Origin of the sequence: Hydrogenophaga sp. UC242_50 (assembly GCF_042697355.1) — a bacterium.
GTDB lineage: Bacteria > Pseudomonadota > Gammaproteobacteria > Burkholderiales > Burkholderiaceae_C > Hydrogenophaga.
Map to the genome: position 1 here is coordinate 2,511,019 of NZ_CP170553.1, position 26,758 is coordinate 2,537,776.

Here is a 26,758-nt window from a genome sequence, read left to right on the forward strand (position 1 = left end):
CATCAGCTCCAGCGCACGCCGTCGCGTGGGGTCTGGCCCGCGCGCTCGGCGAGGAAGTCGACCAGCACGGCGTTGAAGTCGTCCGCGCGTTCGTAGTAGGCGGTGTGCGCGGCGTCGGCCAGCAGGGCCAGGCGGCTGTGGGGCAGCAGGGCCCGCACCTTCTCGCCCACGGCCGGGGGCACGGTCTTGTCCTGCTCACCCCAGACCAGCAGCACGGGGAATGGGGCGCGCGCGAGCTGCTCGCCCACGACTTCCTTGTCCAGGTCGGTGGCGATGTACTGGCCGAGCGTGGCGAACGATTCGAGCGCGCCGGGCGAGTTGTTGATGCGCCATTCCTCTTCGAGCATCTCGGGCGTGACGAGCGCCGGGTCGAAGATCACGCGCTGCATCTTGGTGCGCACGCCGTCGCGGGTCTGGTTGTTGGCGCCGGCCTGGATGCGGCCGCGCGCCTCGTCGCCGATGGGCACCAGGCCCATGCTGCCCACCAGGGCGATGGCGCGCACGCGCTCGGGCTGTTCGCAGGCGTAGGACGCGACCACGTGCCCGCCGAGCGAGGTGCCCACGATGACGGGTTTCGCCGCGCCGATGGCGTCGATGAAAGCGGCCAGGAAGGCGCGGTACGCCGGCACGGAGCACGCGACGCCCGGCCCCTTGGAGGCAAAACCATGGCCGGGCAGGTCCATGGCGTAGACGTGGAAACCGGCGGCGGCGAGCGCGTCGACGTTGCGCACCCAGCGGTCGGCGCGGCCGCCGGTGCCATGCACGAGCACCACGACCTGGTCGCCGCCGCCGGCCTCGAGAACGCGGGTGGTGACGGCCCCAACGGCCATCGGATAGCTGATCATTCAAAACTCCTTTTATTCATTGAGTGAATTACATATTCATTCAATGAGCGCCATTCTGTCGCGGGTGTCGGCGCCCGTGACTAGGGCATGTACGGAAGTTGAATGAATAGCCGCCGGCGCGCTGCCGGGGCCGGGCGGATCACTCGCGCTCGAGCCGCTCGATCACCGGGCGCAGCTGCTGCGCGGCCTGCATCAGGGCCTGCCCGGCCTCGGCGCGCACCGAGAGGTCGGCGAACACCGGGGTGGCCGAGGTGCAGATCAGCACGAAGGGCGTGGTGCTGGCCGGCGAGGAGAGCGGGATGGACACGGTGGTCAGGCCGGGGAAGAACACGTCGACGTTGGTGACGTAGCCCTGCCTGGGGTATTCCGCGATGGCGGCGAGCGCCTGCTTCTCCACGCGGCGGTGCAGCGCGGGGTCGGCCTTGCGGCATTCCTGCATCACCTGCTTGCGCTGCTCCGGCTGCAGGCCGGCGAGGTAGCCCCAGCCGGTGCCCGAGCTGATGATGGGCACCTGCGAACCGGCGCGCACGTTGAGCTTGAGGAAGGCCTGCGGCGACTCCGTGCGCTGCACGTAGAGCATCGAGGTGCCCTCGCGCGTGGAGAGGCTGGCCGCGGCGTTGAAGCGCGCGGCGATTTCCTCCAGCATGGGGCGCGCGAGTTCGGCCAGTTCGAGCGTGTCGAGCGCGGAGTAGCCCAGGGTGAGGACTGCCAGGCCGGGCCGGAAGCGGGCGCCTTCCTGGTCGGCCGTGAGGTAGCCGCCGTGCTCCAGCGTCTTGCACAGGCGCCACACGGTGGGCTGCGGCAGGCCGGTCATGCGCGCGATCTCGCTGCTGCCCAGGCGTTCGCGCCCGTGGTCGAAGCAGCGCAGCACCGCCAGCCCGCGCAGCAGCGCGGTCACCAGGGGTTGCCCCGGCTTCTTGTCGCTCATCGCGTCATTTCATGCGGTAGCGGTACACCCCGTCCGCACCGGTTTCGCGCACGGCCTCGTCGCGCGCGAGCAGGTGGTTGAGGTGGGCCACGCCTTCGCCGGCGGCGATGCCCAGCAGTTCGCCGTTGCTGTCGATGGCGCGCGCGAACAGCGCGCCGAACACGTCCACCGTGCGCTTGGGTGATTCGCCCAGGCTGCGGCGCAGGCGCTGCAGGCCGCGCTCGTGGCCTTGCGCCAGGCGGTCCAGCCGCGCGTGCAGGCCGCGGAAGGGCTCGCCGTGCGCGGGCAGCACCAGCAGTTCGTCGCCCAGCGTGCGGCGCAGGTGCTCGATGCTGGCGATCCAGTCGCCCAGCGGGTCGGCATCGGGTTCGGTGGGGAACACGCTCACGTTGGACGAGATGCGGGGCAGCACCTGGTCGCCCGAGACCAGCACGCCGAGGTCGTCGCTGACCAGGCAGGCGTGCTCGGGCGAGTGGCCGCGGCCGACGATGACGCGCCAGCCGTGCGCGCCGATGCGCACGGTTTCGCCATCGCTCAGGCGGCGGAAGCTGTCGGGCAGCGTGTGCATGTACTTGCTGTAGCCGCCGAAGCGGGTGCGGTAGATGTCCAGCGCCTCTTCGTTCCAGCCCATCTGGCGGTAGAAGTCGATGGCGTCCTGCGGCGCTTCGCGCCCGGTGTCGGCCACCAGCGTGCGGCAGGTGAGGTACTCGAGCCGGGTCATCCACAGCCGGCACTGGAACTTGCGCGTGAGCCAGCCCGCCATGCCGACGTGGTCCGGGTGCATGTGGGTGCAGAACACGCGCGTGATGCGCGCGCCCTGCGGCGTGGCGGCCAGCGGGCCTTCGGGCGCGGTCAGCTGGCGCCAGGCGGCCAGCGCTTCGGGCGTCTTGGTGCCGGTGTCGATGACGGCCCAGCCCGTGCCCTGTTCGTCCTCGTCGGCCACGGCCCAGAGGTTGATGTGGTTGAGGGCGAACGGCAGCGGCATGCGCAGCCACAGCACACCGGGCGCGACCTCGCGCACCTGGCCGGGCGCGGGCGGCTCACCACACGGGTATTGCAGGGCGTAGGGGGTGTCGGGGGCGGTGGCCGGATCGTCCGGGCGGCCGTCGGAGGTGGGGGCTTCGGGCATCGGGGGATTATTTCAGAAGGCCCCCCGGCGCGCTGTCACCCCGGGTTTCAGACTTCGCGCGCGCCGGCCCACCAGCCGCTCATGAGGCTGGCGGGCTTGGTGCAGGCGCACACGCGCGCGCTGCATTCCCAGGCCTCCACCTGCACGTTCAGGCCGGCGAACACGCCGTAGCCGGCGCCGGCGCGGATGACCTCGTGGGCGCTGAGGCTCTCGCCCGCGCGGATCGCGCCCTCGGCCACGATGGAGCGGCCGGCCTTGATGCCCCAGCCGGCCTCCAGGTGCATGGCGCATTCGATGGTGCCGCCGGCCTGGATGCCGTCGCCCGCGCGGATGCTGTCGCGCGCCGTGAGCCGGCCGCCCACCACCAGGCTCTTGCCGCACTCGATCGGGCCCTGGGTGATCAGGTCCTGGCCCACGTGGGCGTTGCCGGCCACATGCAGCGGGCCGCCGCACCACAGGTCCCAGGCCGCGCGGATGTCGCCGCCGCAGCGCAACTGCTCGCGCGCGTCGATGCCCCAGGCGGCCTTGATGTGCCCGGTGGCCTCCAGCGAGCCGTCGCTGCGCACGCTGCCGCCGGCCTTGATGTCGTCGCCCGAGACCAGCGACTGGCCGACCACGATGCTGCCGCCGGCCTGGATGCCGCGCCCGGTGCGGATCAGGGTGTCGACCTCGATGTTGCCGCGCACCACCAGCGAGCCCGCGAACACCAGGGCCTCGGCGGCCACGGCGTCCACCTCCATCACGGCGTTGGTGGGGCCGAACTGCGAGAGCAGCCAGCAGGCGTCGCTCACGCGGCCGGCCTCCACCAGGGCGTCGAGCAGGTCCTGGTAGTTGCTGCCGTTCTCGTGGTGGCGCAGGAACCAGCGGAAACCGTCGGCGCAGGGTTGTTTGGTCTTGATGAACTGTTTGGTGAGGTCCATGGCCGGCGTCATCCCTGGCTCGCCATCACGGGCACGGGTTCGGCCAGGCCGTCGAAGGGCACCACCAGCACATCGCTCTCGGCCCATTTGGCCAGCCGCTGGGCCACGCTGCCGGTGAGAAAGCGCGCGAACGCGGAGGCGCGGCGCTTGCCGACCACCACCAGTTCGGCGCGGGTGGCCTGCTGCTGCACGGCGGTCTGGTACGCGGGGTCGCCGTTGCCCACGTCGAAGGCCATGGCGCTGCCGGCCATGCCCAGCGCGCGGGTGAGCTGCATCAGCCGCTCCTTGGCGTGCTGGCGCGAGTCGAGGCGATTCGCGCGGATGGCCTCGAAGGACACGTCGGCCGAGCGCAGCTTGGATTCCTCGATCGTGTCGATGGCGTGGAACAGCTGGAGCGCCGAGGGGCTGGCGAAGCGGCGCGCGTAGGCGATCAGGTCGCGCGAGCGCGGCGTGAGGTCCACCGCCACCAGCACCTGCTCGTAGGTGCGCCCGGCCGCCTGCTTGACCACCAGCACCGGGCAGGGGCTGTCGTGCACGAACTGGTCGAGCGTGGTGCCGCGGTAGAAGGTTTTCCAGCTGCGTTGCCACAGGGGGCCCATCACCAGCAGGCTGGCGTTGCGGCATTCCTGCATGACGTCGTCCAGCGTCACGGGGTTGCGCTCCAGGGCCACGGCCCGGATGCCATGGCGCCGGGTCAGCTGGCGCGCGCGCTGCGACAGGCGCGCGATCGGGTCGGAGAAGAAGCGGTGGGGTTCTTCCGCGAAATGGATGAGCCGCAAGGGCGTGTTGTGTTGGCCGGCGAGGAGCGCGGCCCGATCCAGTGCGTGCTCGGACTGTGTCGTGAAGTCGGTGAGGGCGAGAATGGAATCGAAGGTCATGGGACATCCTGGACGTGCGGGGGCCAACCCCATGGCGTGGGCCGATGGGAGCGTGACGAAGGGGGCGCGGCGCGGGCGCGAGGGAACTACGTGGTGTAGTCGCCGCTGGCCTCGGGCTGGAACAGCAGCTCGACGACCTCGGCCTCGCAGGCATCGCCGTTGGGCGTGCGCCAGCGCGCGATGGCGCCCACGCGCTGGCCGAGCAGGCTGGCGCCGACGGGCGAGAGCACGGAGATGAAGCCCAGGTGCGGCTCCGCATCGGCCGGGTAGCACAGCGTGAGCTTCTGGCGCTTGCCCGTGGCGACGTCTTCGAGGATGACCTGCGAGTACATCGTGACGACATTGGCCGGCACCTCGCGCGAGGGCACGAGGTCCAGCGAGTCCAGCGTGTCCGCCAGCTCGGGCGGCATCTTGCCGCCGCGCAGGTTGTTCAGGCGCGTGAAATCGAGTTCGGTGAGCAGGCGTTCACCGGTCAGGGTCTTGTGCATGGAGCACTCCATCTGGTGCGGCCATGCTGCGGATGTGCAGCGGCCACGATCGCGCTGGGCTGGGGCCCGGCGATAGATGGTTTGCGCAAAAAGGAGGAGGGGGTATCGCCGGGCTTAGGAATGTGCGGCCGGCTGGCGCAGTCCCGCCGTGCCCATCAGCTTGCGACCGGCCACGGCCGAACCTGCCATCAGGGGCAGGCGCGTGTGCAGGTGGAAAGTGAGGGTGGACCGGGATGCCATGGGGGGTATTGTAGGCGCGGCGCCCATTCTGGCAAGGCTTGTGCGGTTGTTCTTCAGCGGCGCGGGTCCTTGCGCGGGGCGGTGGGCGAGGAGGGCGGCGCCTTCTGCGACGGGGACTTGCCGCCCGCGCCGGGCACGTAGCCGGCGCGCCGGCCCGCGTCCAGGCCGGGTGTGGCGCGCATGTCCGTGTCCACCTGGCCGTCCTGCAGGTCCTGGTGCGCCTGATGCATGTCGGGGTCCGGCGCGCTGGCCGTGCTGTCGGTGGACTGGTCGCGTTCGTGCGGCAGCTCCAGGTGGTCGTCGGTTGCCTTGGCCGGTGTCGAGCCGGGGGCGTCGGGCGTGCGGCTCACCGGGTTCGAAGGGTCGCGTCGCGGCGCGCCGGAGGGTCGGTGGGGCGCATCTGCGCGGGGCTTGCTCATCTCGAATCTCCTGGTGCGTGGAAGGTGTCCACCCGGTGGCAGCGGCAAGGCATGTGCCCGCCGGCTGACGCGCGGCCGGCGCACAGGCACTCGACTTGCCCCGATTTCAGGCGCAGGAAAGTCCTGTGCGCCTTCAGGAGATCACCATGAAACCTTTGCTTTCATCCCGCATGGTGCTCGGCGTGGCGGCCGCCGCCGCCTCGCTGATGCTGTTGGCCGGTTGCGACCGGCGGCCCACCGATGTGCCACCGCCCACGACGGGCGAGATGGAGCGCGATCGCGACCGCACCACCAACCCGCCCATGCCACCGAGCGCACCCGCGGTGCCCACGCCCGAGACCAGCCCGGCACCGCCGGCTGCTTCGCCCGCGACACCGGCGCCTGGCGGCACCACCCAGTAGATCCGGTTCGCCCTGCCTCAGTGGCGCTGGCGCTCCTTCGGAGCGGGCGGCGCCTTGCCGCCTGCCTGGCGCGCTTCCGACAGGCCGATGGCGATGGCCTGCTTGCGGCTGCGCACCTTGTCGCCAGAGCTGCTTTCCAGCTCCCCTTCCTTGAACTCGTGCATGACCTTTTTCATCTTGCGCTCGGTGATGGCTTCGGATCGGCTTTTGGTGGAGGTGTTTGCCATGGTGAACTCCTGGTTGACGAAGGGGGTGTGTGCCCGGGGCGAACGGCGTTCCCGATGCTTCTTGCGGCAAGACAGGCACACGCCTTGCCATGCAGGGGCTTCTTTCTTCAGACACCCACAGACAGGAGTCCCCGAATGACCATGGTTCACGCTCATGTGCCCGACGTGCCCAAGCCCACGCCCCCGGTGCCGCCCCCGCCGCCACCGGGACAGCCCGACGTGCCGCCTGAAACGCCCACGCAGTTGCCGCCGGACATCCGCGAACCCGAGGTGCCGGACGAGCAGACGCCCCCGGCGGGCGACCCGCCGCGGCAGCCCACGCCCATCGTGTCCTTGCACTGACAAGGCCGGCCCGGAAACCGGCGCGCGGCCGTGTGTGGGCCGGGCAAACGGTGGCATCATGGGCGCCGCTTCGATGCACGAACACGCCCGTGGGCGGGCGCAGACCAAGGAACCGCAAGAGATGACCCATGTCCTGATCGTGGACGACGACGTTGACGCTTCCGCGATGCTCGGCGAGCTGATCGCCATGCAGGGCCTGACCGTGCGCACCGCGAACACGCTGCGCGATGCGCGCAAACAGCTGGCCTTGCAGGCCCCCGATCTGGTGCTGCTGGACCTGCGCCTGCCCGATGGCAGCGGCATGGACCTGTTCGCTGACCCCGAGCTGCTCGCCAACTCCGAGGTGGTGCTGGTCACCGGGCACGCCAGCCTGGAGACCTCCATCCTCGCGCTGCGCCTGGGCGCGGTGGACTACATCGTCAAGCCGATCACGCCCAAACAATTGCAGGGCGTGCTCTCGCGCGTGAGCAAACCTTCCGTGTTCAAGGCCGAGGTGGCGGGCCTGACCGCCAAGGTCGCCAGCACCGGCCATTTCGGCCAGCTGTGGGGGCGCTCGCCCTCGATGCTGCAGGTGTACGAGCAGATCACCCGCGTGGCGGGCACCGGCGTGTCGGTGTTCATCACGGGCGAGAGCGGCACCGGCAAGGAGGTGGTGGCGCAGACCATCCACGAGCTCAGCCGTCGGCGCAAGATGCCTTTTCTGGGCGTCAACTGCGGCGCCATCTCGCCCAACCTGATCGAGAGCGAGATCTTCGGTCACGAGAAAGGCAGCTTCACCGGCGCGGACCGCCAGCACCAGGGCTTCTTCGAGCGCGCGGCGGGCGGCACGCTGTTCCTCGACGAGATCACCGAGATGCCGCTGGACCTGCAGGTCAAGCTCCTGCGCGTGCTCGAGACCGGCCGCTTCCTGCGCGTGGGCGCGACCCAGAGCCAGGAAACCGATGTGCGCATCATCGCGGCGACCAATCGCCAGCCCATGCAGGCCGTGGCCGACGGGCGCCTGCGCACGGACCTGATGTACCGCCTCAACGTGTTCCCGATCGACCTGCCGCCGTTGCGCGAGCGCCTGGACGATGTGCCCTTGCTGGCGAACCGTTTCCTGCGGCTCATCGGCGAGCAGGAGGGCAAGGAGAAGAGCTTCTCGCCCGAAGCGCTGGATCGGCTCACGGCCTATGCCTGGCCGGGCAACGTGCGCGAGCTGCGCAATGCGGTGCAGCGCGCCTACGTGATGACGTCTGGCGAGGCGATCGGCGCGCAGTGGCTGCCAAGCGCCTCCGAACCGCCGGTGGGCGCGGTCGCGCCAGCGCCGGCGCCGGCCGTGGCGAGCGCGCCGGCGACGGTGGGCGCCAGCCGCCCGGAAGGTTCGGTGGTGCTGCCGCTGGGCATTTCGCTCGCGCAGGCCGAGCAGACCCTGATCCTGGCGACGCTGCAGCACTACGGCCGCCAGAAGGAGCGCACCGCCGCGGCCCTGGGCATCAGCCTGAAGACGCTCTACAACCGCCTCAAGCAGTACGCGGCCGAAGACCCGGCCGACGGGCCTCAGCCCTAGGGCGCGCTCGGGGGCTGCGCAAGGCACGCCGCTTGCCGCGCGGGGGCAGGAGGTGACCCACCGGTCGCCGCCGCCACAGGAGTGCCCCATGTCCCATGTCACCGCCGCAGGCGAGAAGAAGCCATGTGTGCTGGAAATGGCCGATGCCAGCCCGGCCTCGCGCGCCGAATCTCCGCCCGAACCGCGCCCGTGTGCCCTGCTGTGCGCGGATGCCACGGCCGACGGTGCGAACGCCCCCGGGGCTCCCCAGCCACCGCCCGCGCCCACCCCCGTTCCCTCCGCCCCGCCCGAAGACGAAAGCGCCGACCCGGTGGGCGATGGGCACAGCGACGCCGAGTGGGCCGAGCGCCATCCCCAAGGCGGTTGAGGCCGCCGCGCGAAAAAAAGCCCGCGGCAAGCGCGGGCCAAGGGGGAGGATGGGGAGGTCAGTGGGTGGCGGCGGCCTTGTGCTGGTCGCGCAGCGCACGGATCTGGTCGTGGTTGCGCTGCACGCCTTGCATCTGGGCCTCGACCACGCTGCGGATGTCGGCGGGCAACTCGTCCTTCAGCGCGGAGCGGTAGCGCGCCAGGGCGGTGTCTTCGCCGCGCTCGGTCTCTTCGAGCATGGCCAGGTCGGTGTAGCCGGCCAGGGTGCCCTTGACGGCCACCCAGCCACGGTGGGCCGCACCGGTGGCGGTGCCGCTGTCTTCGGGTTTGCCACCTTGCTGCATCACGATGGTCTGCAGTTCCGCGGCGGCGCGCCGGCAGTCTTCCGCGCGGGTCATGAAGAGGGACTTGATCTGCGGGTCCACGGCGTGGTCCGCGCTGGCCTTGAAGCCGTACTCACCGTCCTTGCAGGTCTCGATGAGGTTGTTGAGCGTGTTGATGGTGCGTGTGTCTTTCATGGCGTTCCTTCGAAGTTGTGAACAGGACGCCGAACCGGGGGACTGGAAGTCCCAACCCATCCGACGTCTGTTCATGGGCACATGGCGTACCCGTTGGGCGGTCTTTGTCAGAGGGGGCGCTGCGCGATGGCCGCTTCGATGGCGCCCGCCAGCACCTCGGGCGGGCAGGGTTTGCGCAGCAGGCGCACGCCCGGCGGGGGCGACGTGTCGCCGTGGTGGCCGCTGATCAGCACCACGGGCAGCTGCGGCAAGATTTGCCGCAAATGGTTCGCGAGCGCGACGCCGTCCATCTTGCCGGGCATCAGCACATCGGTGACCACCACATCGAAGCCCGGCGGGGTGTCGATCAGCCGCAGCGCGTCCTCCGCGCTGGCGGTGCACACCACGTCGCAGCCGTAGGAGCGGAGCACGGCGGCGGTGGCCTCGCACAGGGCCTCGTTGTCCTCGACGAGCAGCAGGCGGGTGCCGGCGATGGCGGCGGGCGAGACCGGCAGGGCGGCGCGCGCGTCGGCGGGCTCACCGGTGTGGGCGGGCAGCACCAGCGTGACCGTGGTGCCCAGGCCCGGCATGCTCTCCAGGCGCGCTCGGCCGCCGGCCTGCAAGCAGAAGCCATACACCTGGCTCAGGCCCAGCCCGGCGACTTCGTGCGGTTCCCGGGTGGAGAAAAAGGGCTCGAAGGCGCGGTGGGCGACGGTGTCGTCCATGCCATGGCCGTCATCGCGCAGGGTGATGCGCACATAGCTGCCGCTGGGCAGGCCCTCCAGATCGTCGGGCTCGGCCGCAGCGGCGCGCAGCCAGAGGTGGCGCATGGGCAGGAATGGCCTCGCGCGCGTTCAGCGCCAGGTTGATGAGCGAGAGCTCCAGCTCGCTCGGGTCCAGCTGCACGGCGGGCGTGTTTTCGTCGACCTCGGTGGTCAGCGTGACGCGGCGGTCCAGCAGGGTGCGCAGCAGTTCGGCGGTCTCGGGCAGGAAGGTCTGGAGCTGCATCACGCGCGGGTGCACGGTCTGGCGGCCGGCAAAGCGCAGCAGGTGCTGGGTCAGGCGGCTGCCGGTGTCGACCGCGCTCAGCGTGGCGTCGATCGCGGGTTGGATGGCGGGGGCCGGGGCCAGGCGGCGCATCAGGTGCGCGCAATTGCTGATGATGCCCAGCAGGTTGTTGAACTCGTGAGCGATGCCGCCGGTGAGCCGGCCCAGGGCTTCCACGCGGTGGTTGTGCGAGGCCCGCTGCTCCAGCTTGCGGGTGCGTTCCACCGCATCGCTCACCTGGCGTTCCAGCTCGATGCGCGCGTGGCGGATGGCGTGCCCCGCATCGTGCAGCGCCAGCGCGACCTGGTCGCACTCCAGCAGGCCGGTGCGCGTGCGCCGCAGGGGGCGGCCTTCGCGCAGGTCCAGCGCCATCTGCTCGATGGTGTGGATGGGTTGGACGATGCGCCGCGCCACCCAGGCCGCCGCGATGAGCGAGACCACCAGCAGCGCCAGCATGGCGGCGGCCACCTGCAGCACGGCGCGCGGGACCGTGCCCTCGAACTGCTCGCGCGACATGCCCGTGACGTAGGTCCAGCCTTGCGGCGAGGTGTGGAAGTACAGGGTCACGGGACGGCCATCGAGCGAGACCGAGTGCATCAGGCCCTCGCGTTCGGCGTCCAGGTGGGCCTTGAGGTCCGCCGTGGCCGGCCGCCCGATGTGGACGCCGCCGCCGGGATGGCGGGCGACCACGCGGCCCTGGTTGTCGATGATGGCCGCCAGCCAGCCCGCAGGGAGGCGCTGTTCGTCGATGATGCGCTGGAACTCGTTCGGCAGCATCGTGAGCGACAGGTTGAGCACCGCCTGGCCCTCGCGCAGCACCGGCTGCACCAGCGCGGCGTACTGAATGCCCAGCGCCGCGTCCTGCCGCAGCGGCTGGATCATCGGGCGGTCGACCAGCGCAAGCCGGGGGCCCGCGCGCGGCCGGGTGCCGGGTGGCTGGCGGGTGTTGACCAGCACCTGGTCCGCGCTGCGCAGCTCCAGCCAGCCTTCCAGCCCGGTCAGCGTGCGCCGCGCCTGCTGGTCGAAATCGCGCAGGGCGGCGGGCGACAGCTGGGGTGCTGTGTCGAGCAGGCTGGAACTCGCGAGCGCGCGCACCACGACGGCCCGCTGGGTCAACTCGCGGTCGAGCACCATGGACAGCGCGCGGGTGGTCTCTTCGAGCACGTGTTCGCTGCTCTCGCGTTCCATGCGGTAGGTGAGGCTCAGCACCCAGGCGGCGGCGCACAGCGCGGGCAGCAGCACCGCCAGCACCAGGGCGATCAGGCGCGTCCGGATGGAGAAGCCTCGGGCCGACAAGGCACCCGGTTCGCGCTTCGAAGGAAGTAGGGAAAACATCGGATGCCTGGCCCAAGGGTGCCGCACTGTCACTGCACACATTCATGGCGCCCTGGAGGATGAGGGCAATCCATGTGCCCGTCCGCGGTTCGATGTCCGCCTGCGGGCACCTGGCATCCCGCTTGCCGTGGTGAAGTGCTGCATTCCCTTTCAGGCGCAGTGTTTCTCCAACCCACCAGGACTCCCCATGAACCGCTCACTTCACCATCTCAAGGCGTGGCCGCTGGCCGCGATCGGCCTGGCCGTTGCGTGCTCGGTCTCCGCGCAGTCGGGCACGCCGCCCACCCCTCTGGACACCACGGTGGTGGCCCAGGCAGGCACCACCAACACCACGGCGCAGCGGCGCGCCTACGCACCGGGCGAAGGCAACTTCTCCGTGATTCCGTACACCTCGCACGGCTACGTCGGCATCAACGTCGGCAAACCCGACTACGACCTGGGCTGCGTGGGGGGGCTTCGCCTGTTCGGACAACAGCACCTCGTACCACCTGTACACCGGCGGGATGTTCAACCGCTACTTCGGTGCCGAACTGGGTTACGTGAACCTGGGCGACATGGAGCGTGGCGGCGGCAAGGCCGAGGCACACGGCATCAACCTGAGCCTGGTGGGACGCGTGCCGCTGGGCGTGGTGCACCTGTTCGGCAAGGTCGGCACCACCTATGGCCGCAGCGAGGTCTCGGCCAGCCCGGGCTCGGGCATCGCCACCGGCAAGGCCAGCGGGTGGGAAGGTTCCTACGGTGCGGGCATCGGCTTCGACCTGAGCCCGCGCTCCTCCATCGTGCTGGAGTGGAACCGCTACGACGTGCGCTTCGTGGGCATCGGCAAGCGCGAGGTGGACACCACCAGCATCGGCTACATGCACCGGTTCTGAGGCCGGTTTCGGCGCATTTTTCGGGATGCCGAGCCCCGGCATCCCTTTTTTTGCCTGGGGGAATCGAACCGGGCGCGCCGTTTGCCCTGTGTAGGCCTGATCCGACAACCCATGGAAAAAGAATGGTTCTTCAGACCACCGGCGCGGGCGAGCCAAGCATGTACGAGCCCCATCCATCGCCTGCGGGCAGCGGCCTGCGGCTGCTGGTCGCGGACGACAACCGAGACGCCGCCGAGTCGCTGGCCCTGCTGATGGAGGTGGACGGCCACACCGTGCAGATCGCCAACGACGGGCGCGAAGCCCTGGAGATGGCGCAGCGGCTGCGGCCCGACGTCTGCATTCTCGACATCGGCATGCCCGGCATGGATGGCAACACGGTGGCGCGCTGCCTGCGCGATGCCTTGCCGGAGCAGCGCATGATGATCGTCGCCGTGACCGGTCGCTCGCAGCAGGACGACCGGGCACGCTCGATGGCCGCCGGGTTCGACCTGTATTTCACCAAGCCCATTCCGCTGGGCGCGCTCATGGGCAGCCTTGCCCAATGGCGGGACGAAGGCGCGGCGCTGTCGCCGTCCACGCCCCCGCAAGGCTGACCGCGATGTCCGTGCTGCAAACCATCTGGACCACGGTGCAGGCCGAGTTCGGCGACCTCGCCGATGTCGAGCGCATCACGCGCGCCACCTGGCGCATGGGCGAAGCCCTGCTGCTGGGCGCGGCCATCGGCTGGGACCGCGAGCGGCGGGATGCCGAGGCCGGGCTGCGCACCCACATGCTGGTGGCGCTGGGCGCGGCCCTGTTCGTGCTGGTGCCCCAGGCATCCGGCATGAACGAGGAGCAGCTCAGCCGCGTGGTGCAGGGCCTTGTCTCGGGCATCGGCTTTCTCGGCGCGGGCGCGGTGCTCAAGGACGAGAGCGAGGGGCGGATCCACGGGCTGACCACGGCCGCCACCATCTGGGCGACCGCCGCGATCGGCGTGGCCGCCGGGCTCGGCCAGACGGGCACCGCCGTGTTGGCCACGGCCTTCATCCTGCTGGTGCTTGTGTGGCTGCGCCGCTGGGGGCGTTCGATCCGCAAGGAGAAGGAGGCCGACCCCCCGACAGGCGGGGGACATTGAACGGTCGGTGGCTTTCGGGTGCAGAATGACGCGCGAGCCCTGAGCGCCGCTGTCGCCACCCACCTTCAAGGCCTACCGATGCCCCTGCATGGAAAAGAACTCATCGCGCTGGCGAACGAACTGACGCAAAGGCGTGAAGCCATTCTGCAGGCGTGGCGCGCCAGCGTCGCGGCGGACGCCACGCTGACCACCGGCGCCTCGCTGCCACACACGCAGCTCAACGACCACATCCCCGCCGTGCTGGAGGGCTTCGAGGAGCAACTGCGCGCACCCCGCGTGGAAACCGCGCACCTGGGCGACGCCGCCGCGCACGGCCTGCACCGCTGGCAGCAGGGCTTCGGCCTGGCCGAGGTGGTGCGGGAGCTCGGCCGGCTCAACGAATGCGTGGTCAACGCGCTGGAAGCGGTGGCCTCGGGCCACTCGGTGGCGGCGATGGCCATGGCGCGCGCGGTGTGGGCGCAGGTCTACAGCCTGGCCGTGAGCGCCAGCACCGCGCAGTACTTCAAGTTGCAGCAACTGGAGGCCACCGCCTACGCGCGTGGGCTGGAGCAGGCCCTGGAGGCCCTGCGCCATTTGGAGCAGCAGCGCGCCTTGCTCTGGCAGGAAGCCGCGCACGACCTGCGCGGCAACCTGGGTGTGGTGACCAACGCCACGGCCGGGTTGGGTGCGCGCCAGGCCGATCCGGCGGCACGCGAGACCTTCCTGCGCCTGCTGGGCCACAACGTGCAGGCGCTGCACAAGCTGCTGGACGATGTGACCACCCTGGCGCGGCTGCAAAGCGGGCAGGAGGAGCGCAACCTCGAGTCCATGGACGTCGCGCCGCCGCTGCGCGATCTGTGGGAGGCGCTGGAGGACCACGCGCAGCAGAAGGGCCTGACCTTCGGCCTGAACGGGCCGTCGCCCTTCGTGGTGCAGTCCGATGCGGTGAAGCTGCGACGCATCGTGCAGAACCTGGTGCTCAACGCGATCCGCTACACGCGCACCGGAGGCGTGGAGGTCACCTGGGCCGATGGCGGCGCCCAGGACCCGGATCGCTGGAAGCTGATCGTGAAAGACACGGGTCCGGGCATCCACCAGGCCAAGTCCTCGGAGCTGAAGGACGCGCTGGAGGTGCGCACCCAGCACGCAGAGCAGGTCGTGAGCGATACGCACGCGAACCAGATCACGCACATTCACGATGAGGACGCTGGCGTGCCCGCGCCGGGCGAGTCCACCGAGCACTACGTGCACGGCGAGGGCATCGGCCTGTCCATCGTCAAGCGCCTGTGCGAGGTGCTCGATGCCACGGTGCAGGTGGACTCGGACCACTCCGGCACGACCTTCCAGATCATGTTCCCGCTCGCCTACGACTGAGGCGGGGGTGGCGTCAGCGGGCGCCGGCGCCGGCCGCCCGGGGGGGTGTGGTGGGCGATGACGCGGTGCACCAGGTGCAGCTTGCGCACGGCGGGCCGCGACAGCACGAAGGGGTAGAAGTCGGCCACGCCCATGCTGCGCGAGATCTCGTTCAAAGCCACGGTGAGGTGCAGCCAGTGGTTGAGCCAGAGCAGGAATTGCTCGTCGGTGGCGTCCAGGGCCCCGTTGCCGTTTCCGTCCTCGCTCAGCACGTCGGGGCCGAAGGGTTCGCAGGCCAGTTCCACGCGGTCGCCCCGGATGCCGAAGCCGCGCGCCGTGCCCAGCGTGTCGCGCATGTGCAGGTAGTGCGCCCAGGTCTCGGCCCAGTCCTCCCAGGGATGGCAGCTGGCGTAGGCAGTGACGTGGCGCGAGCTCCAGTCCGCTGCCGCGCCGTGGTTGTAGTGGTTCTGCAGCGCCAGGGCGTAGTCGGTGCGCTCGTCGCCGAACACGGCCCGGAACGGCTCCAGCCATTCCTTGCCATCGACCAGGCGCTGCCAGAAGTAGTGGCCCGATTCGTGGCGCAGGTGGCCCAGCAGCGTGCGGTAGGGCTCGCGCAGCGAGGTGCGGCGGTGCTCGCGCGTGGCGTCGTCCGCCTCGGCCGCGTCCAGGGTGATCACGCCCCCGGCGTGGCCGGTGACCACGGGCGGCATGCCGGGCTGCGAGACCAGGATGTCGAAGGCCAGCCCGCGCTGCGGGTCTTCGCCACGCGGCACGATGGGCAGGCGCAGGGCGAGCAGCGAGGACACCATGCGCCGTTTGGCCTGTTCGATGCGGTGCCACCAGCCGGCGTGTTCCGGCACGTCGAGGTCGGGCAGCGTGCGCGTGAGCCGGCAGCACAGGCACAGCGAGGGCGTGTGCTCGCGTGGCTTGGCCGGCGGGATGAGCCAGTTGCACGCGGCCGGCGAGGACAGGTTCTCGCAGCGCTGGTAGGTGCGCTGGCGCGTGCCGGTCTCGCTGCTGCGCCACCAGCCGGGTTCGTCGGTGGGCTCCAGGGGCAGCAGCTTGCCGCGCGCGGCGTCGTAGCCCAGCGCCCGGCCGCAGCCCAGGCACACGCTGTTGCGAAAGAAGATCGGTTGCCCGCAGATGCAGGTGAAAGCACGGTTCACGGCGCGGGGTCCTCGGTGGTGCGGTCGGCGGTCTGATGCCGCAGGGTGAAGGCGCGCGTGAACTCCGCGCCGAGCAGGAACACCTGTGCCGAGTAGTACACCCAGAGCAGGAAGATGACCAGCGAGGAGGCCGCGCCGAACACCGAGGCGACGCCGCTGCGCCCGATGTAGGTGCCGATGACGGACTTGCCCACGGTGAGCAGCACGGCGGTGATCACGGCGCCGATCCACACATCGCCCCAGGCCAGCGGCACGCGCGGCATCCATTTGAAGATCATGGCGAACAGCACGCTGAGGAAGGCCAGGCTCAGGGCGAAGTCGACCGCGCCCGCGAGCATCGCCAGCTCGCCCAGCCAGGGCGCGGCCCACTTGCCCAGGGCCGCCAGGGCGGCGCTGAGCACCAGCGAGACCATGAGCAGGAAACCGATCGGCCAGCACCAGCCCCAGCGAGACCAGGCGCGCGCGCAGCAGCTCGAGCACGCCGCCCCGTTTGGGATGCTCGGCGTTCGTGCGCCAGATGCGGTCCATGGCGTTGCGCAGCTCGGCGAACACGGTGGTGGCGCCGATGAGCAGCGCGCCCAGGCCCACCACCGTGCCCACGATGCCGGCGGCCGGGCGGTTCGCGTCTTCCACCAGGCTGTTGATGGTGAGCGCGCTGTCGCTGCCGACCAGTTGCGAGAGCTGCGCGAAGATCTCGCCGCGCGCGGCGGCTTCACCGAACCACAGGCCCGCGACCGAGATCACGATCAGCAGGATGGGCGCGACGGAAAACAGGGTGTAGAAGGCGAGGGCGGCGCCCATGCTGGGCGCGTCGTCGTCGATCCAGTTGACGACGGCGGCTTTCATCACGCGAAAGAGCATCGCGTGCCTTTCAGAGGCTTTCCCCGCCCCCGGCGGGGCCGCTGGCGACCGATTGGCCGGTGCGGGTCGGGCGGGCGGGCTCGGAAATGTCGGCCAGCGCGGCGCCGGCCTGCTGCACGTCGCCCTTGGCGGCCAGATCGCCCAGCGAGAGGATGCCCACCAGGCGCTTGTCGCGGTCGAGCACGGGCAGGCGGCGGATCTGCAGTTGCTGCATCTTGGCCGCGACCTCGGCCAGGCCTTCGTCCTCGAACACCCATTCGACTTGGGCGCTCATCACGTCCTCGAGCTTGGTCTTGCCGGGCGCGAGGTCCTGGGCGACGCCGCGCACCACGATGTCGCGGTCGGTCACCATGCCGAGGATGCGCTGGCCATCGCAGACCGGCAGCGCCCCGATGTCCAGTTCTTCCATGGCCTGGGCCGCGAGCACCACGCTGTCCTGGGGCCCGAGCGTGCGCACGCCACTGGTCATCACATCTTTCACTTGCTTCATGGGAAATCTCCTGCTGCGGTTGTGGCGTTGGCCCGCCGCATGCCGGCGGGTGGGACCTTGACAGGGCAGGTGCTGTGCCCGCGGCCACCGGGAGCGGGGATTGCCCCCGGCAGGTTCGAAGGAACTTCCTGCGACCACTCTAACGAGGAGCAACGCCATGATCAACATCATCCTCTGGTTGGCGGTCGGCGGCCTGTTGGGCAGGCTGGCCAGCGTGGTCCTGTCCACGGATGGGCGCCAGGGCATCGTGCGCAATGTCGTGGCCGGCATCGTGGGCGCCGCCATCGGTGGCTGGGTGCTCTCACCCCTGATGGGGGTGGACACCCTCAACGACAGCGTCTTCAACGTGGGCGCCATGCTCGTGTCGCTGATCGGCGCCATCATCCTGCTGGCGCTCATCAACCTCTTTCGACACGAATCGATGCACTAGTCCGCGCGGGCCGTTTCGGCAAATCTTGCCGCAAGATGCGCCCTTGCGCGGGTCGGCCTGAAGGGCGTTCCGATCGACTGTGTCTGAATGTTCGGGAAGGTGCGCACCGTGTCCCTCTGTGAGGGCCTGACGGTTACGTGGTTTTGTGGGAATTTGTGTCTTCCGCGCTCGTGCGGCATGGTGGTTGCATAGGGTGTTGGTCTGAGGCGGCCGCACCTCGCGACACCGCCGACCATGCCTTACCGGAGGAGAACCGCATGATCCAGATGGACGCCCGCGCCGACCAGCGCCAGAGCCAGACCCTGTCTCCCCGCTTGCAGCACGCCGTGCGCCTGCTGCAGATGTCCTCGCTGGATTTCGGCATCGTGGTGCGCGACGTGCTGGGGCGCAATCCGTTCCTGGAAGCGGAAGAGGGCGATGACGAGGACGAGCGCGAAGGCCTGCGGGATGGTGACATCGACAGCCGATCGGGCGAAGCGGCCGGCGAGGTGTACGACGGACCGCGCGAGACCGATCTGGCGGCGCCGGCGGAGGCCGAGGTCGACCGGTCCACCGCGTCCGACAGCGACCTGTGGCTCGCCGATGGTCTGACCCCGGCCCGCCAGGGACATGACGGGGATGTGTCCGCGCTCGATTTCATGATGGAGGAAACCCCGCTCAATGCCCACCTGCACGGGCAGCTCGGCACCATGGCCCTGTCGCCGCGCGACCTCGCGCTGGCCGGTGTGGTGGTCGAGTCGCTCGACGACGACGGCTACCTGCGCACGCCCCTGAACGAACTGCGCGAGGTAGCGGACGTGGTGCCCGCAGCGACGCTGGAAGACCTGCAGATCGCGCTCAAGCTGGTGCAGTCGCTGGAGCCGGCCGGTGTGGCCGCGCGCGATGTGGCGGAATGCCTCAGCCTGCAGCTGGGCGAGATCGAATGCCCCCACGTGCGCGCGATGGCGCGCGCCATCGTCAACGACCACATGGACAGCCTGGCGGCGCGCGATGTGCCTGCCCTGGCGCGGGCGCTGGACGCCTCGGTGGGCGAGGTCGAGGCGGTGTGTGACCGCATCCGCCACCTCGACCCGCGACCGGGCTGGCGCCTGAGTTCTTCCCGGGTGAACTACATCGTGCCCGACGTGATCGTGAAGAAGGACCGGGGCGCGTGGAACGTGCGGCTCAACGCCGCGGTCGTGCCCAAGGTGCGCATCAACGAGGTGTACGCCCAGCTGTTCCAGCGCCACCGCTGCGCCGAGAACGCCGAGATGGGCGCGCACCTGCAGGAGGCGCGCTGGACGCTGCGCAACGTCGAGCAGCGCTTCTCGACCATCCTCGACGTGTCGCAGGCCATCGTGCGGCGCCAGCGCCACTTCTTCGAATACGGCAGCATGGCGATGAAGCCGCTGGGCCTGCGCGAGATCGCCGACGAGGTCGGCATCCACGAATCCACGGTTTCGCGCGTCACCAACAACAAGTACATCGCCACGCCCACCGGCGTGTACGAGCTCAAGCACTTCTTCTCGCGCGCGATGGTGAGCGCCAATGGCAAGGCCTGCTCGGGCACCGCGATCCGGGGTTTGATCCAGGACATCATCGAAGCGGAGTCGACCGATCGGCCGCTGTCGGACGCCGAGATCACGCGCCAGCTCGCCCGGCAGGGCCTGACGGTGGCGCGGCGCACCGTCACCAAGTACCGTCAGATGCTGCGCATCGAGGCCGTGGGCCGGCGCAAGCGCCATGACGGCCTGGCCGTCTCGGCCTGAGGCTCAGGCCGGCGGGGCGCGGGGCGCTTCTGGCGGCTCGCTCAGCAGCCGCAGCAGCTGTTCGGGGTTCACCGGTTTGAGCAGGTGCTGATCGAAGCCGGCCAGGCGCGCGGCCTCGCGGTCGGCGTCGCGGCCCCAGCCGGTGATGGCCACGAGGCGGATGCCCTGCGTGGTGGCATCGGCGCGCAGCGCCCGCGCCACCTGGTGGCCGTCGAGGCCGGGCATGCCGATGTCGAGCAGCGCCACGTCCGGCACCTGCGCGCGCGCCGCGCGAACCGCCGCTTCGCCATCGTGCACGACCTCGACCAAGTGCCCATGTGAGGACAGCACGGCCGACAGGCTCACCGTCAGATCGACGTTGTCGTCCGCGATCAGGAGGCGCAGCGGGCGCGAGGGCTGGGCGTGGGACGGCGCCACGGTGGGGGGCTCGTCGCGCGGTGGCTCTCGATGCAGGCGGGGCAGCCGCACCGTGAAGCACGAGCCGCGGTGCAGGCCCTCGCTGTGCATGGACAGCGAACCGTCGTGCAGCTCGATGATCTGGCGCGAGAGCGTCAGCCCCACGCCCAGCCCGGCGCTGCCGCGCTGCATGGACTGGTCCGCCTGTTCGAACAGGTCGAAGATGCGTTCCTGCATGGCGGGCTCCACGCCGATGCCGGTGTCCACCACCGTCACCTCGACCGAGGATGGCGTCGAGGTGAGCGAGAGGTCCACGCGCCCGCCGTGCGGGGTGTAGCGGCAGGCGTTGTTCAGCAGGTTGGAGAACACCTGCGTCAGCCGCACCGCGTCGCCGTTCACATACAGCGCCGCATCGGGCAGGTGCAGCGTGAGCTGCAGGCCATGCTGTTGCGCCAGCGCCTGCGCGCCTTCGGTGGCGGTGTGCAGCAGCTCGCCGATGTTCACCGGCGCCGTGTCGAGCGACAGCTTGCCGGTGCGCACCCGGGAGGCGTCCAGCAGGTCGTTGACCAGGCGCACGATGTGCTGCAGCTGGCGCTCGAGCACCGCCAGCGCCTTCTCCCGTGCCTGCGGCGACACCTGCGGCATCTGCAGCAGGGCCACCGCGCTCGTCATGGGCGAGAGGGGGTTGCGCAATTCGTGGGCGAGGGGCTGCGCAGGAAGGTGTCCTTCTGGCGGTCGGCCTGGCGCAGTTCGCGTTCGACGCCCTGGCGCGTCACCATCTCGCGTTCGAGCTCGGTGGTGCGGATCTCGCACTCGGAGAGCATGCGGTTGAAGGCGTCGACCAGCACGTCCAGGTCCTTGTAGTCGGTGGCCGGTGCCCGCAGAGACCAGTTGTGGCTGCCGATCACGTCGCGCGCCACCGACGTCATCTTCTCCAGCGGCGCGGTGATGCGGCGCTGCAGGACCACGAACAGGTAGTAGGCCGCGACCAGGCTCACCGCGCTGACGGCCAGCACGATCAGCGCGAAGTCCACGAAACGCTGCCACACGCCGTGTTCGGCCTTGAGGTAGAGCATGCCGATGCGCGCGCCGTTGTGCTCGATGGGGCGGACCATCTCCAGCGACGAGCCGCTGAAGCGCGGGCCCCAGGCCTCCGATGTCAGCGGAATGCGGGCGCGCAGTTCGTTTTTCGCGGTGGTGGTGTGCGAGGCGATGAGCGCGCCGTCGCGGCCGTACACGGCGGCGGCGCGGATCTGGGGTTGCTGGCGCAGCAGATAGAGGTTTTCCCAGGCCGCCTGGGCGTCGCTCGATGCCAGCGCCGGGGCGGTGGAGCGCGCGATCAGATCGGCCTGGGTGCGCATGTCGGCGATGCCGACGCGGCGGTACACCATCAGCTCGTAGGTCAGCAAGGCGCCGGCGCTCAGCAGGATCGCCAGCAAGGTGGTGAGCATGGCCGCGCGCGTGAGTTGCTGGCGCAGCGAGGTGGGTTTCATGGTCTCCAGGGCACGTGGTGGTGAACAGCAAGCCACTTTAGCAGGCCAATTTCACGCACCGCAAGCCACACAGTCCGGCACAATTTGAGCCTGTTTCCGTCCTCCCACCCTTTCACGAGCGCGCATGGCCGAAGCTGTTCCCGAACCCCCGTCCACCATCGGGTGCGCAGCGTTTCCCCGCAGCAGGAGGCGGGTTTGCCTTTCGAGGCCTTGTTCCTGGCCTCGCCGCTGGCCGCCATCGTCTCGCGCCTGAGCGATGGGCGCCTGCTGGCGGTCAATGACGCCTGGCTGGCGCTCACCGGCCAGCGCCGCGAGGACGTGATCGGCCGCACGACCGTGGAGCTCGGGCACTGGCCCAGCGCCGACGAACGCGCGCGCTTCGTGAACCAGCTGCCGTCGCCCGACACGGTGCAGCACCTGCGCCTGCGCGACGGCGTGATGCACCGGGTCCGCCTGCACACCACGGTGATGGACACGCTGCCCGAGCCCCTGGCGCTGGTCTACATCACCGAAGCCACCCGCGAGTTCGAGGCGACGGAAGCCCGGCTGCAGACCGAGGCGGCCCTGCGCGAGGCGAACCTCGGGCTGCAGCAGCAGGTGGAGCTGCATGCCGCGATCGAGAAGCTGGCGCGCGTGGGCCACTGGACCAACGCCCAGCATTCCGACAGCGTGGTGTGGTCGCTGGGGCTGTTCGAGATCGCCGGCCTGGAGCCGCGCGACCTGATCGCGCGCGGCGACGGCCGCGCGGGCATCCACCCGGACGACCGGCCCGCCTGGCAGGCCGCGCGCGAGGCGATGGACGGGCGCCAGGTCGAGTTCCGCTGGCGGCTGCCCGATGGCCAGCAGCGCTGGTTCCGCACCCGCATCGGCCAGACCAGCGTGGCCGGCAACCCGCAGACCGATTTCGGCGTGGTGCAGGACATCACGGCCGAGCGCGAGGCCAGCGAGCGCCTGACCGAACAGCTCAAGCTGCTGCAGAACATCGCGGCCCGGGTGCCCGGCATGATGTACCAGGCGCGCCTGCGGGCCGATGGCAAGAGCGTGATCTCGTATGTGAACGACGTGGTCCGCAGCATGCTCGAGATCGAGCCGGCCGAGCTGGAGGAGGATGCGGACGTGCTGTTCCGGCGGGTGCATCCCGATGACCGCGCGGAAATGATCGCCTCGCTGCGCCGACCTCGGCCCGGCATCTGGCGCCCTGGCGCCAGACCTACCGCGTGTGCCTGCCCAAGGCCGGCACCCGCTGGCACCACGTGGAGGCCATGCCCCAGCGCGAGACCGACGGCTCGGTGGTCTGGCACGGGTTCTCCACCGACGTGACCGAGGCGAGGCTGCGCGACGCAGAAGCTGGAGCGGCAGCACCGCATGCTCGAGGCGGTGCGCCTGGCCCAGTCGGTCTTCATCGAGGCCGAGGACAAGCGCAAGGCCTTCGAGGGGCTGCTGCAGGCCTTCCTCTCGGTGACCGGCAGCGCCTACGGCTTCGTGGGCGAGGTGCTCTACAGCGACACCGGCGCGCCCTACCTGCGCACCAGTGCCATCACCAACATCGCCTGGGACGAGGCGTCCCGCCTGATGTACGCCAGCCAGGCCGAGGCGGGCATGGCGTTCCGCAACCTCGACACCCTGTTCGGGCGCGCCATGCTCACCGGCGAGCCCCTGATCGCCAACCAGCCGGCCAGCCACCCGCACGCCGGGGGGCTGCCGGGCGGTCATCCGCCCATGGACGCCTTTCTGTGCGTGCCATTGGCCGTGGGCGACCGGCTCGTGGCCATGGTGGGCCTGGCCAACCAGCCCGGGGGCTACAGCGAAGACGACATCGAGTTCCTGCAGCCCTTGCTGGGCGCGGTGCGCCAGCTGGTGCTGGCCTGGCGCGGCCACATCGAGCGGCGCCGCACGCGCGAGCAGCTGGAGATCACCAGCGAGCTGCTGACCGAGAAGAGCCTGGACCTGCGGGCCACGCTGGAGAGCATCGAGCAGGGCCTGTGCCGGGTGGACGCGGACCACCGTATCACGGCCTACAACCACCGCCTGCTCGACATGCTGGACCTGCCCGAAGCCTTGTTGCAGGGGCAACCCACGCTGGAACAGGTGCGGCGCTTCCAGACCGAGCGCGGCGACTTCGGGCCCGGGCTGTCCTGGGTGGACCCGATCGCCCACGCCCACCTCATGCACGGACCGCCGGTGCCACCGCCCGAGAAGTACTGGCGCAAGACGCGCGATGGCCGCACGCTGGAGATGCGCTCCCGGATGCTGCCCGACGGGGGCATGGTGCGCACCTTCACCGACGTGAGTTCCTACATGCAGGCCCAGGAGGCGCTGCGCGAGCAGCGCCAGCGCCTGGCCTGGGTGCTGGAGGCCACGCGGCCGGGCATCTGGGAAAACAACATCGCCGACAACGTGCTCACGGTCAACGAACGCTGGGCCGAGATGCTGGGCTACACCCTGCGCGAGCTGCAGCCCATGCGCGCCGAGACCTGGGAGGCGCTGGTGCATCCCGACGACCTGAAGCGGGCCGACCAGATCCGCGACCAGCACATCGCGGGCATCCTGCCGTACTACGAGTGCGACATCCGCATGCGCCACAAGGCGGGCCACTGGATCTGGGTCAACACGCGCGGCCGGGTGCACAAGCGCGATGCGCAGGACCGCGCCACGTTCATGTCGGGCACGCACCTGGACATCACCGAGCGCGTGGCCGCGCAGGAGCAGGTGAAGGCGCTCAACGCCAGCCTGGAGCAGCGGGTGGGCGCGCGCACGGCCGAGTTGGAGCGCTCCATGCGCGACATGGAGGCCATCTCGTACTCGATCGCGCACGACCTGCGCGCGCCGCTGCGTTCGGTCAACGGTTTTGCGTCCATCGTGCTGGAGGACGAGGCCGACCGCCTGAGCCCGACCGGGCGCGACATGTTCGAGCGCATCGCGCGCTCGTCGCGCAACATGGGCCAGATGATCACCGACATGCTCGAGCTGTTGCGCGTGGTCCGCGTGGACCTCGAACCCGTGCCGGTGGACATGGCCGCGCTGGCGCAGTCGGTGGTGGAAACGCTCTCGCCGCAGACCAACCACGCGCGCATCGACATCCAGGCCATGCCGCAGGCGATGGGCGATGCCACCTTGCTGCGCCAGGTGTTGTCCAACCTGATCGACAACGGGCTCAAGTACTCGCGCCACCTGGCGCAACCCGAACTGGCGGTGGGTTTCGATTCGGGTCAGCGCGCGTATTTCGTGCGGGACAACGGCATGGGCTTCGACATGGCGCACGCCGAGAAGCTGTTCGGCCTGTTCCAGCGCCTGCACGCGGGCAGCAACGTGCCCGGCATGGGGGTGGGGCTGCGCGATCGTGGCGCGCATCGTCGAGCGCCATGGCGGGCGCGTCTGGGCCGAATCCGCGCCCGGAGAGGGCGCGACCTTCTGGCTGCGCCTGCCGCTGGGCTGACGCCCTCGCGCGGCGCGGCTCAGTTCGCGGCGTCGGGGGCGGGGGTGGCGGCCGGGGCCGCGTCAGCGGCGCTGTCGGGCGCCTGGGCGGCCGTCTTGCGCGCCTGGCGCACCGCCGCCTTGTCGCCCGCGCTGGCGAACTTGCTGTACTTGCCGGTCAGGCCGACCAGCTGGCCGTAGATCTTGGGGTTGGCGGCCAGGCATTCCTTCTGTTCGAGGAAGTCGGACTCACCGGTGAAGTTGCCCACCAGACCGCCGGCTTCGGTGACCAGCAAGGCGCCCGCGGCCACGTCCCAGGGGGAGAGGCCCATTTCGAAGAAGCCGTCGGTGAAGCCCGCGGCCACATAGGCCAGGTCGAGCGCGGCCGAGCCGGGGCGGCGCACGCCGGCCACGCGCGGCATCACGTCGCCGAACATCTGCAGGTAGGTCTGGAAGGCGTCGCCCGGGCGGAACGGGAAGCCGGTGGAAATCAGGCAGTCGCGCAGCGTGGTGCGCTTGCGCAGCGCGGATGCGGCGGTCGTTCAGGTAGGCGCCGCGCCCGCGCGTGGCGCAGAAAGAGGTCGTTGCGCGAGGGGTCGTAGACGACGGCCTGCTCCAGCCGGTTGCCCACCATGAGCGCGATGCTCACGCAGTAGACCGGGAAGCCGTGGATGAAGTTGGTGGTGCCGTCCAGCGGGTCGATGATCCAGACATGGTCTGCACCGCCATGTTTGCCCGGGCGCTTGCCCGACTCCTCGGCCCAGATGGCGTGGTCGGGGTAGGCGGTGAGCAGGGTGTCGATGATCGCGGCCTCGGCGGCCTGGTCGACCTCGGTCACGAAATCGTTGGTCTGTTTGACCGAGACCCGGACCGACTCCACGTCCAGCGCGGCGCGGTTGATGAGGGTGCCAGCGGTGCGTGCGGCCTTGATGGCCACGTTGAGCATGGGGTGGAGTGTGGACGACATGAATTGTGAACCTCGGCGCGCTCCGCAGGGGAGGGCGCGGCAGTGGTGGAAGAGCGGGTGACGAAGCCCGGCGATGCGGGCGGCGACAATACCCGGGATTTTACCGTCCCCGCCCTTTTTCGCATGCGCACCCGTTTTGTCCTGATCCAGACCAGCCACGCCGGCAATGTGGGCGGTGTCGCCCGCGCCATGAAAGTCATGGGTTTCGACGACCTGGTGCTGGTGCAGCCGCGCTGGGCCAACGTGCTGCGGCGCGAGGAAACCATCCAGCGCGCCAGCGGGGCCAACGACGTGCTGGCCCAGGCGCGCATCGTGGACACGCTGGACGAGGCGCTGGAAGGCATGAGCCACCTCTGCGCCACCGCCATGACCCCGCGCGACTTCGGCCCGCCCACGCGCGCGCCGCGCGAGCACTTCACGGGGCTGCTGGGCGCGGGCGATCCGCCGTCAGGGGTGGCCTTCCTGTTCGGGTCCGAGCGTTTCGGCATGCGCAACGAAGACGTGTACCGCTGCCATGTGGCGCTGAGCATCCCCACCGCGCCGACCTTCGGCTCGCTCAACCTCGCCGCGGCGGTGCAGCTGATCGCCTACGACTGGCGCCAGGCGCTCGGCGGCTTCGGGGCGCCACCGGTGGTGGCCGAGCGGCCGCAGGCCGATGCCCAGGCCCTGGGCGGCATGCTCGACCACCTGGAGCGCGCCTTGGTGGCGGTGGACTTTCTCGACCCCGAGGCGCCCAAGAAGCTCATGCCGCGCCTGAACCAGCTTTTCAACCGGGCCGCGCCCAGCGACGAGGAAATCCACATTCTTCGAGGTGTCGCCAAGGCCATGCTGCAAGCCGCCGAGAAGGCGAAGCGATAGACTGCC

29 protein-coding genes and 4 pseudogenes are annotated in these 26,758 nt (G+C 70.1%); 14 read left to right on the forward strand and 19 right to left on the reverse strand.

Annotated features, from left to right (window positions below; all coding sequences use genetic code 11):
* Nucleotides 1–2: 2 nt before the first annotated feature.
* From ACFJGX_RS12920 to ACFJGX_RS12955, 8 genes are all read right to left on the reverse strand, one after another.
* Entirely contained in the window at nucleotides 3–845 is an 843-nt protein-coding gene (locus ACFJGX_RS12920; protein ID WP_382328517.1) for an alpha/beta fold hydrolase, read from the reverse strand.
* 139 nt (nucleotides 846–984) lie between these two features.
* Nucleotides 985–1,773, reverse strand: coding sequence for an IclR family transcriptional regulator (locus ACFJGX_RS12925; protein WP_382328519.1), 789 nt, complete (start codon nucleotides 1,771–1,773; stop codon nucleotides 985–987).
* Between the two features lie 4 nt (nucleotides 1,774–1,777).
* Nucleotides 1,778–2,902 (reverse strand): MBL fold metallo-hydrolase, encoded by a 1,125-nt coding sequence (locus ACFJGX_RS12930; protein WP_382328521.1) that lies wholly within the window; start codon nucleotides 2,900–2,902, stop codon nucleotides 1,778–1,780.
* A 47-nt stretch (nucleotides 2,903–2,949) separates the two neighbouring features.
* Nucleotides 2,950–3,822 carry a hypothetical protein gene (locus tag ACFJGX_RS12935; protein ID WP_382320846.1) on the reverse strand — a complete coding sequence of 291 codons (873 nt, stop codon included), beginning with the start codon at nucleotides 3,820–3,822 and terminating at the stop codon, nucleotides 2,950–2,952.
* 8 nt (nucleotides 3,823–3,830) lie between these two features.
* Nucleotides 3,831–4,700 carry a universal stress protein gene (locus ACFJGX_RS12940; RefSeq protein ID WP_382320844.1) on the reverse strand — a complete coding sequence of 290 codons (870 nt, stop codon included), beginning with the start codon at nucleotides 4,698–4,700 and terminating at the stop codon, nucleotides 3,831–3,833.
* A gap of 86 nt (nucleotides 4,701–4,786) precedes the next feature.
* On the reverse strand, nucleotides 4,787–5,188 hold the full coding sequence (locus ACFJGX_RS12945; protein ID WP_291115847.1) for a GreA/GreB family elongation factor: 402 nt from the start codon (nucleotides 5,186–5,188) through the stop codon (nucleotides 4,787–4,789).
* Between the two features lie 114 nt (nucleotides 5,189–5,302).
* Nucleotides 5,303–5,428 carry a hypothetical protein gene (locus ACFJGX_RS12950; protein WP_291115850.1) on the reverse strand — a complete coding sequence of 42 codons (126 nt, stop codon included), beginning with the start codon at nucleotides 5,426–5,428 and terminating at the stop codon, nucleotides 5,303–5,305.
* A 53-nt stretch (nucleotides 5,429–5,481) separates the two neighbouring features.
* Nucleotides 5,482–5,847 (reverse strand): hypothetical protein, encoded by a 366-nt coding sequence (locus tag ACFJGX_RS12955; protein WP_382320842.1) that lies wholly within the window; start codon nucleotides 5,845–5,847, stop codon nucleotides 5,482–5,484.
* Between the two features lie 146 nt (nucleotides 5,848–5,993).
* Between ACFJGX_RS12955 and ACFJGX_RS12960 the strand changes: the two genes are divergently transcribed.
* Entirely contained in the window at nucleotides 5,994–6,248 is a 255-nt protein-coding gene (locus tag ACFJGX_RS12960) for a hypothetical protein (protein WP_382156432.1), read from the forward strand.
* A 17-nt stretch (nucleotides 6,249–6,265) separates the two neighbouring features.
* Here the strand turns inward: ACFJGX_RS12960 and ACFJGX_RS12965 are convergent, their stop codons facing one another.
* Nucleotides 6,266–6,475, reverse strand: coding sequence for a DUF6496 domain-containing protein (locus ACFJGX_RS12965; protein WP_382320840.1), 210 nt, complete (start codon nucleotides 6,473–6,475; stop codon nucleotides 6,266–6,268).
* Between the two features lie 135 nt (nucleotides 6,476–6,610).
* Between ACFJGX_RS12965 and ACFJGX_RS12970 the strand changes: the two genes are divergently transcribed.
* From ACFJGX_RS12970 to ACFJGX_RS12980, 3 genes are all read left to right on the forward strand, one after another.
* A complete protein-coding gene (locus tag ACFJGX_RS12970) occupies nucleotides 6,611–6,817 on the forward strand; it encodes a hypothetical protein (protein ID WP_382320838.1) in 207 nt (68 codons plus the stop codon).
* A gap of 121 nt (nucleotides 6,818–6,938) precedes the next feature.
* Nucleotides 6,939–8,366 (forward strand): sigma-54-dependent transcriptional regulator, encoded by a 1,428-nt coding sequence (locus ACFJGX_RS12975; RefSeq protein ID WP_382328523.1) that lies wholly within the window; start codon nucleotides 6,939–6,941, stop codon nucleotides 8,364–8,366.
* Nucleotides 8,367–8,454: 88 nt separating this feature from the next.
* Nucleotides 8,455–8,733, forward strand: a complete 279-nt coding sequence (locus ACFJGX_RS12980; RefSeq protein ID WP_382320836.1) for a hypothetical protein — start codon at nucleotides 8,455–8,457, stop codon at nucleotides 8,731–8,733.
* 58 nt (nucleotides 8,734–8,791) lie between these two features.
* Here ACFJGX_RS12980 and ACFJGX_RS12985 read toward each other — a convergent pair whose 3' ends face one another.
* The 3 genes from ACFJGX_RS12985 to ACFJGX_RS12995 all read right to left on the reverse strand — a co-directional run bounded on the left by ACFJGX_RS12985 (nucleotide 8,792) and on the right by ACFJGX_RS12995 (nucleotide 11,611).
* Entirely contained in the window at nucleotides 8,792–9,250 is a 459-nt protein-coding gene (locus ACFJGX_RS12985; RefSeq protein ID WP_382156442.1) for a PA2169 family four-helix-bundle protein, read from the reverse strand.
* 107 nt (nucleotides 9,251–9,357) lie between these two features.
* Entirely contained in the window at nucleotides 9,358–10,059 is a 702-nt protein-coding gene (locus ACFJGX_RS12990) for a response regulator (RefSeq protein WP_382328525.1), read from the reverse strand.
* Entirely contained in the window at nucleotides 9,965–11,611 is a 1,647-nt protein-coding gene (locus tag ACFJGX_RS12995) for a hypothetical protein (protein ID WP_382328527.1), read from the reverse strand. The genes ACFJGX_RS12990 and ACFJGX_RS12995 overlap by 95 nt, the downstream gene beginning before the upstream one ends.
* A gap of 452 nt (nucleotides 11,612–12,063) precedes the next feature.
* Here ACFJGX_RS12995 and ACFJGX_RS13000 point away from each other — a divergent pair.
* From ACFJGX_RS13000 to ACFJGX_RS13015, 4 genes and pseudogenes are all read left to right on the forward strand, one after another.
* Nucleotides 12,064–12,483: pseudogene (locus tag ACFJGX_RS13000) on the forward strand (outer membrane beta-barrel protein); the annotation flags it as partial.
* A gap of 122 nt (nucleotides 12,484–12,605) precedes the next feature.
* Complete coding sequence (locus ACFJGX_RS13005; RefSeq protein ID WP_382320826.1) at nucleotides 12,606–13,076, forward strand: response regulator; 471 nt, start codon at nucleotides 12,606–12,608, stop codon at nucleotides 13,074–13,076.
* 5 nt (nucleotides 13,077–13,081) lie between these two features.
* Nucleotides 13,082–13,597 carry an MgtC/SapB family protein gene (locus ACFJGX_RS13010; protein WP_382320824.1) on the forward strand — a complete coding sequence of 172 codons (516 nt, stop codon included), beginning with the start codon at nucleotides 13,082–13,084 and terminating at the stop codon, nucleotides 13,595–13,597.
* A gap of 78 nt (nucleotides 13,598–13,675) precedes the next feature.
* Entirely contained in the window at nucleotides 13,676–14,950 is a 1,275-nt protein-coding gene (locus tag ACFJGX_RS13015; protein WP_382320821.1) for an ATP-binding protein, read from the forward strand.
* Here the strand turns inward: ACFJGX_RS13015 and ACFJGX_RS13020 are convergent.
* The 4 genes and pseudogenes from ACFJGX_RS13020 to ACFJGX_RS13035 all read right to left on the reverse strand — a co-directional run bounded on the left by ACFJGX_RS13020 (nucleotide 14,941) and on the right by ACFJGX_RS13035 (nucleotide 17,446).
* Nucleotides 14,941–16,095 carry a putative zinc-binding metallopeptidase gene (locus ACFJGX_RS13020; protein ID WP_382328694.1) on the reverse strand — a complete coding sequence of 385 codons (1,155 nt, stop codon included), beginning with the start codon at nucleotides 16,093–16,095 and terminating at the stop codon, nucleotides 14,941–14,943. The genes ACFJGX_RS13015 and ACFJGX_RS13020 overlap by 10 nt on opposite strands.
* On the reverse strand, nucleotides 16,092–16,508 hold the full coding sequence (locus tag ACFJGX_RS13025) for a YihY/virulence factor BrkB family protein (protein WP_382328696.1): 417 nt from the start codon (nucleotides 16,506–16,508) through the stop codon (nucleotides 16,092–16,094). Before ACFJGX_RS13025 ends, ACFJGX_RS13020 begins: the two co-directional genes overlap by 4 nt.
* Before the next feature lie 79 nt (nucleotides 16,509–16,587).
* Nucleotides 16,588–16,956 (reverse strand): annotated as a pseudogene (locus ACFJGX_RS13030) (YihY/virulence factor BrkB family protein); the annotation flags it as partial.
* Nucleotides 16,957–16,966: 10 nt separating this feature from the next.
* The gene (locus ACFJGX_RS13035) at nucleotides 16,967–17,446 is read right to left on the reverse strand and encodes a CBS domain-containing protein (RefSeq protein WP_382156458.1); all 480 of its coding nucleotides are present in this window, start codon (nucleotides 17,444–17,446) and stop codon (nucleotides 16,967–16,969) included.
* Between the two features lie 157 nt (nucleotides 17,447–17,603).
* On the opposite strand from ACFJGX_RS13035, the gene ACFJGX_RS13040 reads away from it, so the two are divergent.
* Together ACFJGX_RS13040 and rpoN are read left to right on the forward strand one after the other, a co-directional pair.
* Nucleotides 17,604–17,876, forward strand: a complete 273-nt coding sequence (locus ACFJGX_RS13040; protein ID WP_382320814.1) for a GlsB/YeaQ/YmgE family stress response membrane protein — start codon at nucleotides 17,604–17,606, stop codon at nucleotides 17,874–17,876.
* 257 nt (nucleotides 17,877–18,133) lie between these two features.
* Nucleotides 18,134–19,624: an RNA polymerase factor sigma-54 gene (gene rpoN / locus ACFJGX_RS13045; protein ID WP_382320812.1), complete on the forward strand. Its 1,491-nt coding sequence runs from the start codon at nucleotides 18,134–18,136 to the stop codon at nucleotides 19,622–19,624.
* A gap of 3 nt (nucleotides 19,625–19,627) precedes the next feature.
* On the opposite strand, the gene ACFJGX_RS13050 is transcribed toward rpoN, so the two are convergent.
* Both ACFJGX_RS13050 and ACFJGX_RS13055 read right to left on the reverse strand, forming a co-directional pair.
* Complete coding sequence (locus ACFJGX_RS13050; RefSeq protein ID WP_382320810.1) at nucleotides 19,628–20,692, reverse strand: ATP-binding protein; 1,065 nt, start codon at nucleotides 20,690–20,692, stop codon at nucleotides 19,628–19,630.
* The gene (locus ACFJGX_RS13055; protein WP_382328529.1) at nucleotides 20,689–21,513 is read right to left on the reverse strand and encodes a CHASE sensor domain-containing protein; all 825 of its coding nucleotides are present in this window, start codon (nucleotides 21,511–21,513) and stop codon (nucleotides 20,689–20,691) included. Before ACFJGX_RS13055 ends, ACFJGX_RS13050 begins: the two co-directional genes overlap by 4 nt.
* Before the next feature lie 162 nt (nucleotides 21,514–21,675).
* Here ACFJGX_RS13055 and ACFJGX_RS13060 point away from each other — a divergent pair, with 162 nt between their 5' ends.
* The 3 genes and pseudogenes from ACFJGX_RS13060 (at nucleotide 21,676) to ACFJGX_RS13070 (ending at nucleotide 24,949) form a co-directional block, all read left to right on the forward strand.
* Nucleotides 21,676–22,833 carry a PAS domain-containing protein gene (locus ACFJGX_RS13060; RefSeq protein WP_382328531.1) on the forward strand — a complete coding sequence of 386 codons (1,158 nt, stop codon included), beginning with the start codon at nucleotides 21,676–21,678 and terminating at the stop codon, nucleotides 22,831–22,833.
* 45 nt (nucleotides 22,834–22,878) lie between these two features.
* A pseudogene (locus tag ACFJGX_RS13065) lies at nucleotides 22,879–24,822 on the forward strand (PAS-domain containing protein); the annotation flags it as partial.
* Nucleotides 24,823–24,853: 31 nt separating this feature from the next.
* On the forward strand, nucleotides 24,854–24,949 hold the full coding sequence (locus ACFJGX_RS13070; RefSeq protein ID WP_382328698.1) for an ATP-binding protein: 96 nt from the start codon (nucleotides 24,854–24,856) through the stop codon (nucleotides 24,947–24,949).
* A gap of 19 nt (nucleotides 24,950–24,968) precedes the next feature.
* On the opposite strand, the pseudogene ACFJGX_RS13075 reads toward ACFJGX_RS13070, so the two are convergent.
* Nucleotides 24,969–25,894, reverse strand: a pseudogene (locus ACFJGX_RS13075) (inositol monophosphatase family protein).
* A 123-nt stretch (nucleotides 25,895–26,017) separates the two neighbouring features.
* On the opposite strand from ACFJGX_RS13075, the gene ACFJGX_RS13080 reads away from it, so the two are divergent.
* The gene (locus tag ACFJGX_RS13080) at nucleotides 26,018–26,752 is read left to right on the forward strand and encodes an RNA methyltransferase (RefSeq protein WP_382156472.1); all 735 of its coding nucleotides are present in this window, start codon (nucleotides 26,018–26,020) and stop codon (nucleotides 26,750–26,752) included.
* Nucleotides 26,753–26,758 lie beyond the last annotated feature (6 nt).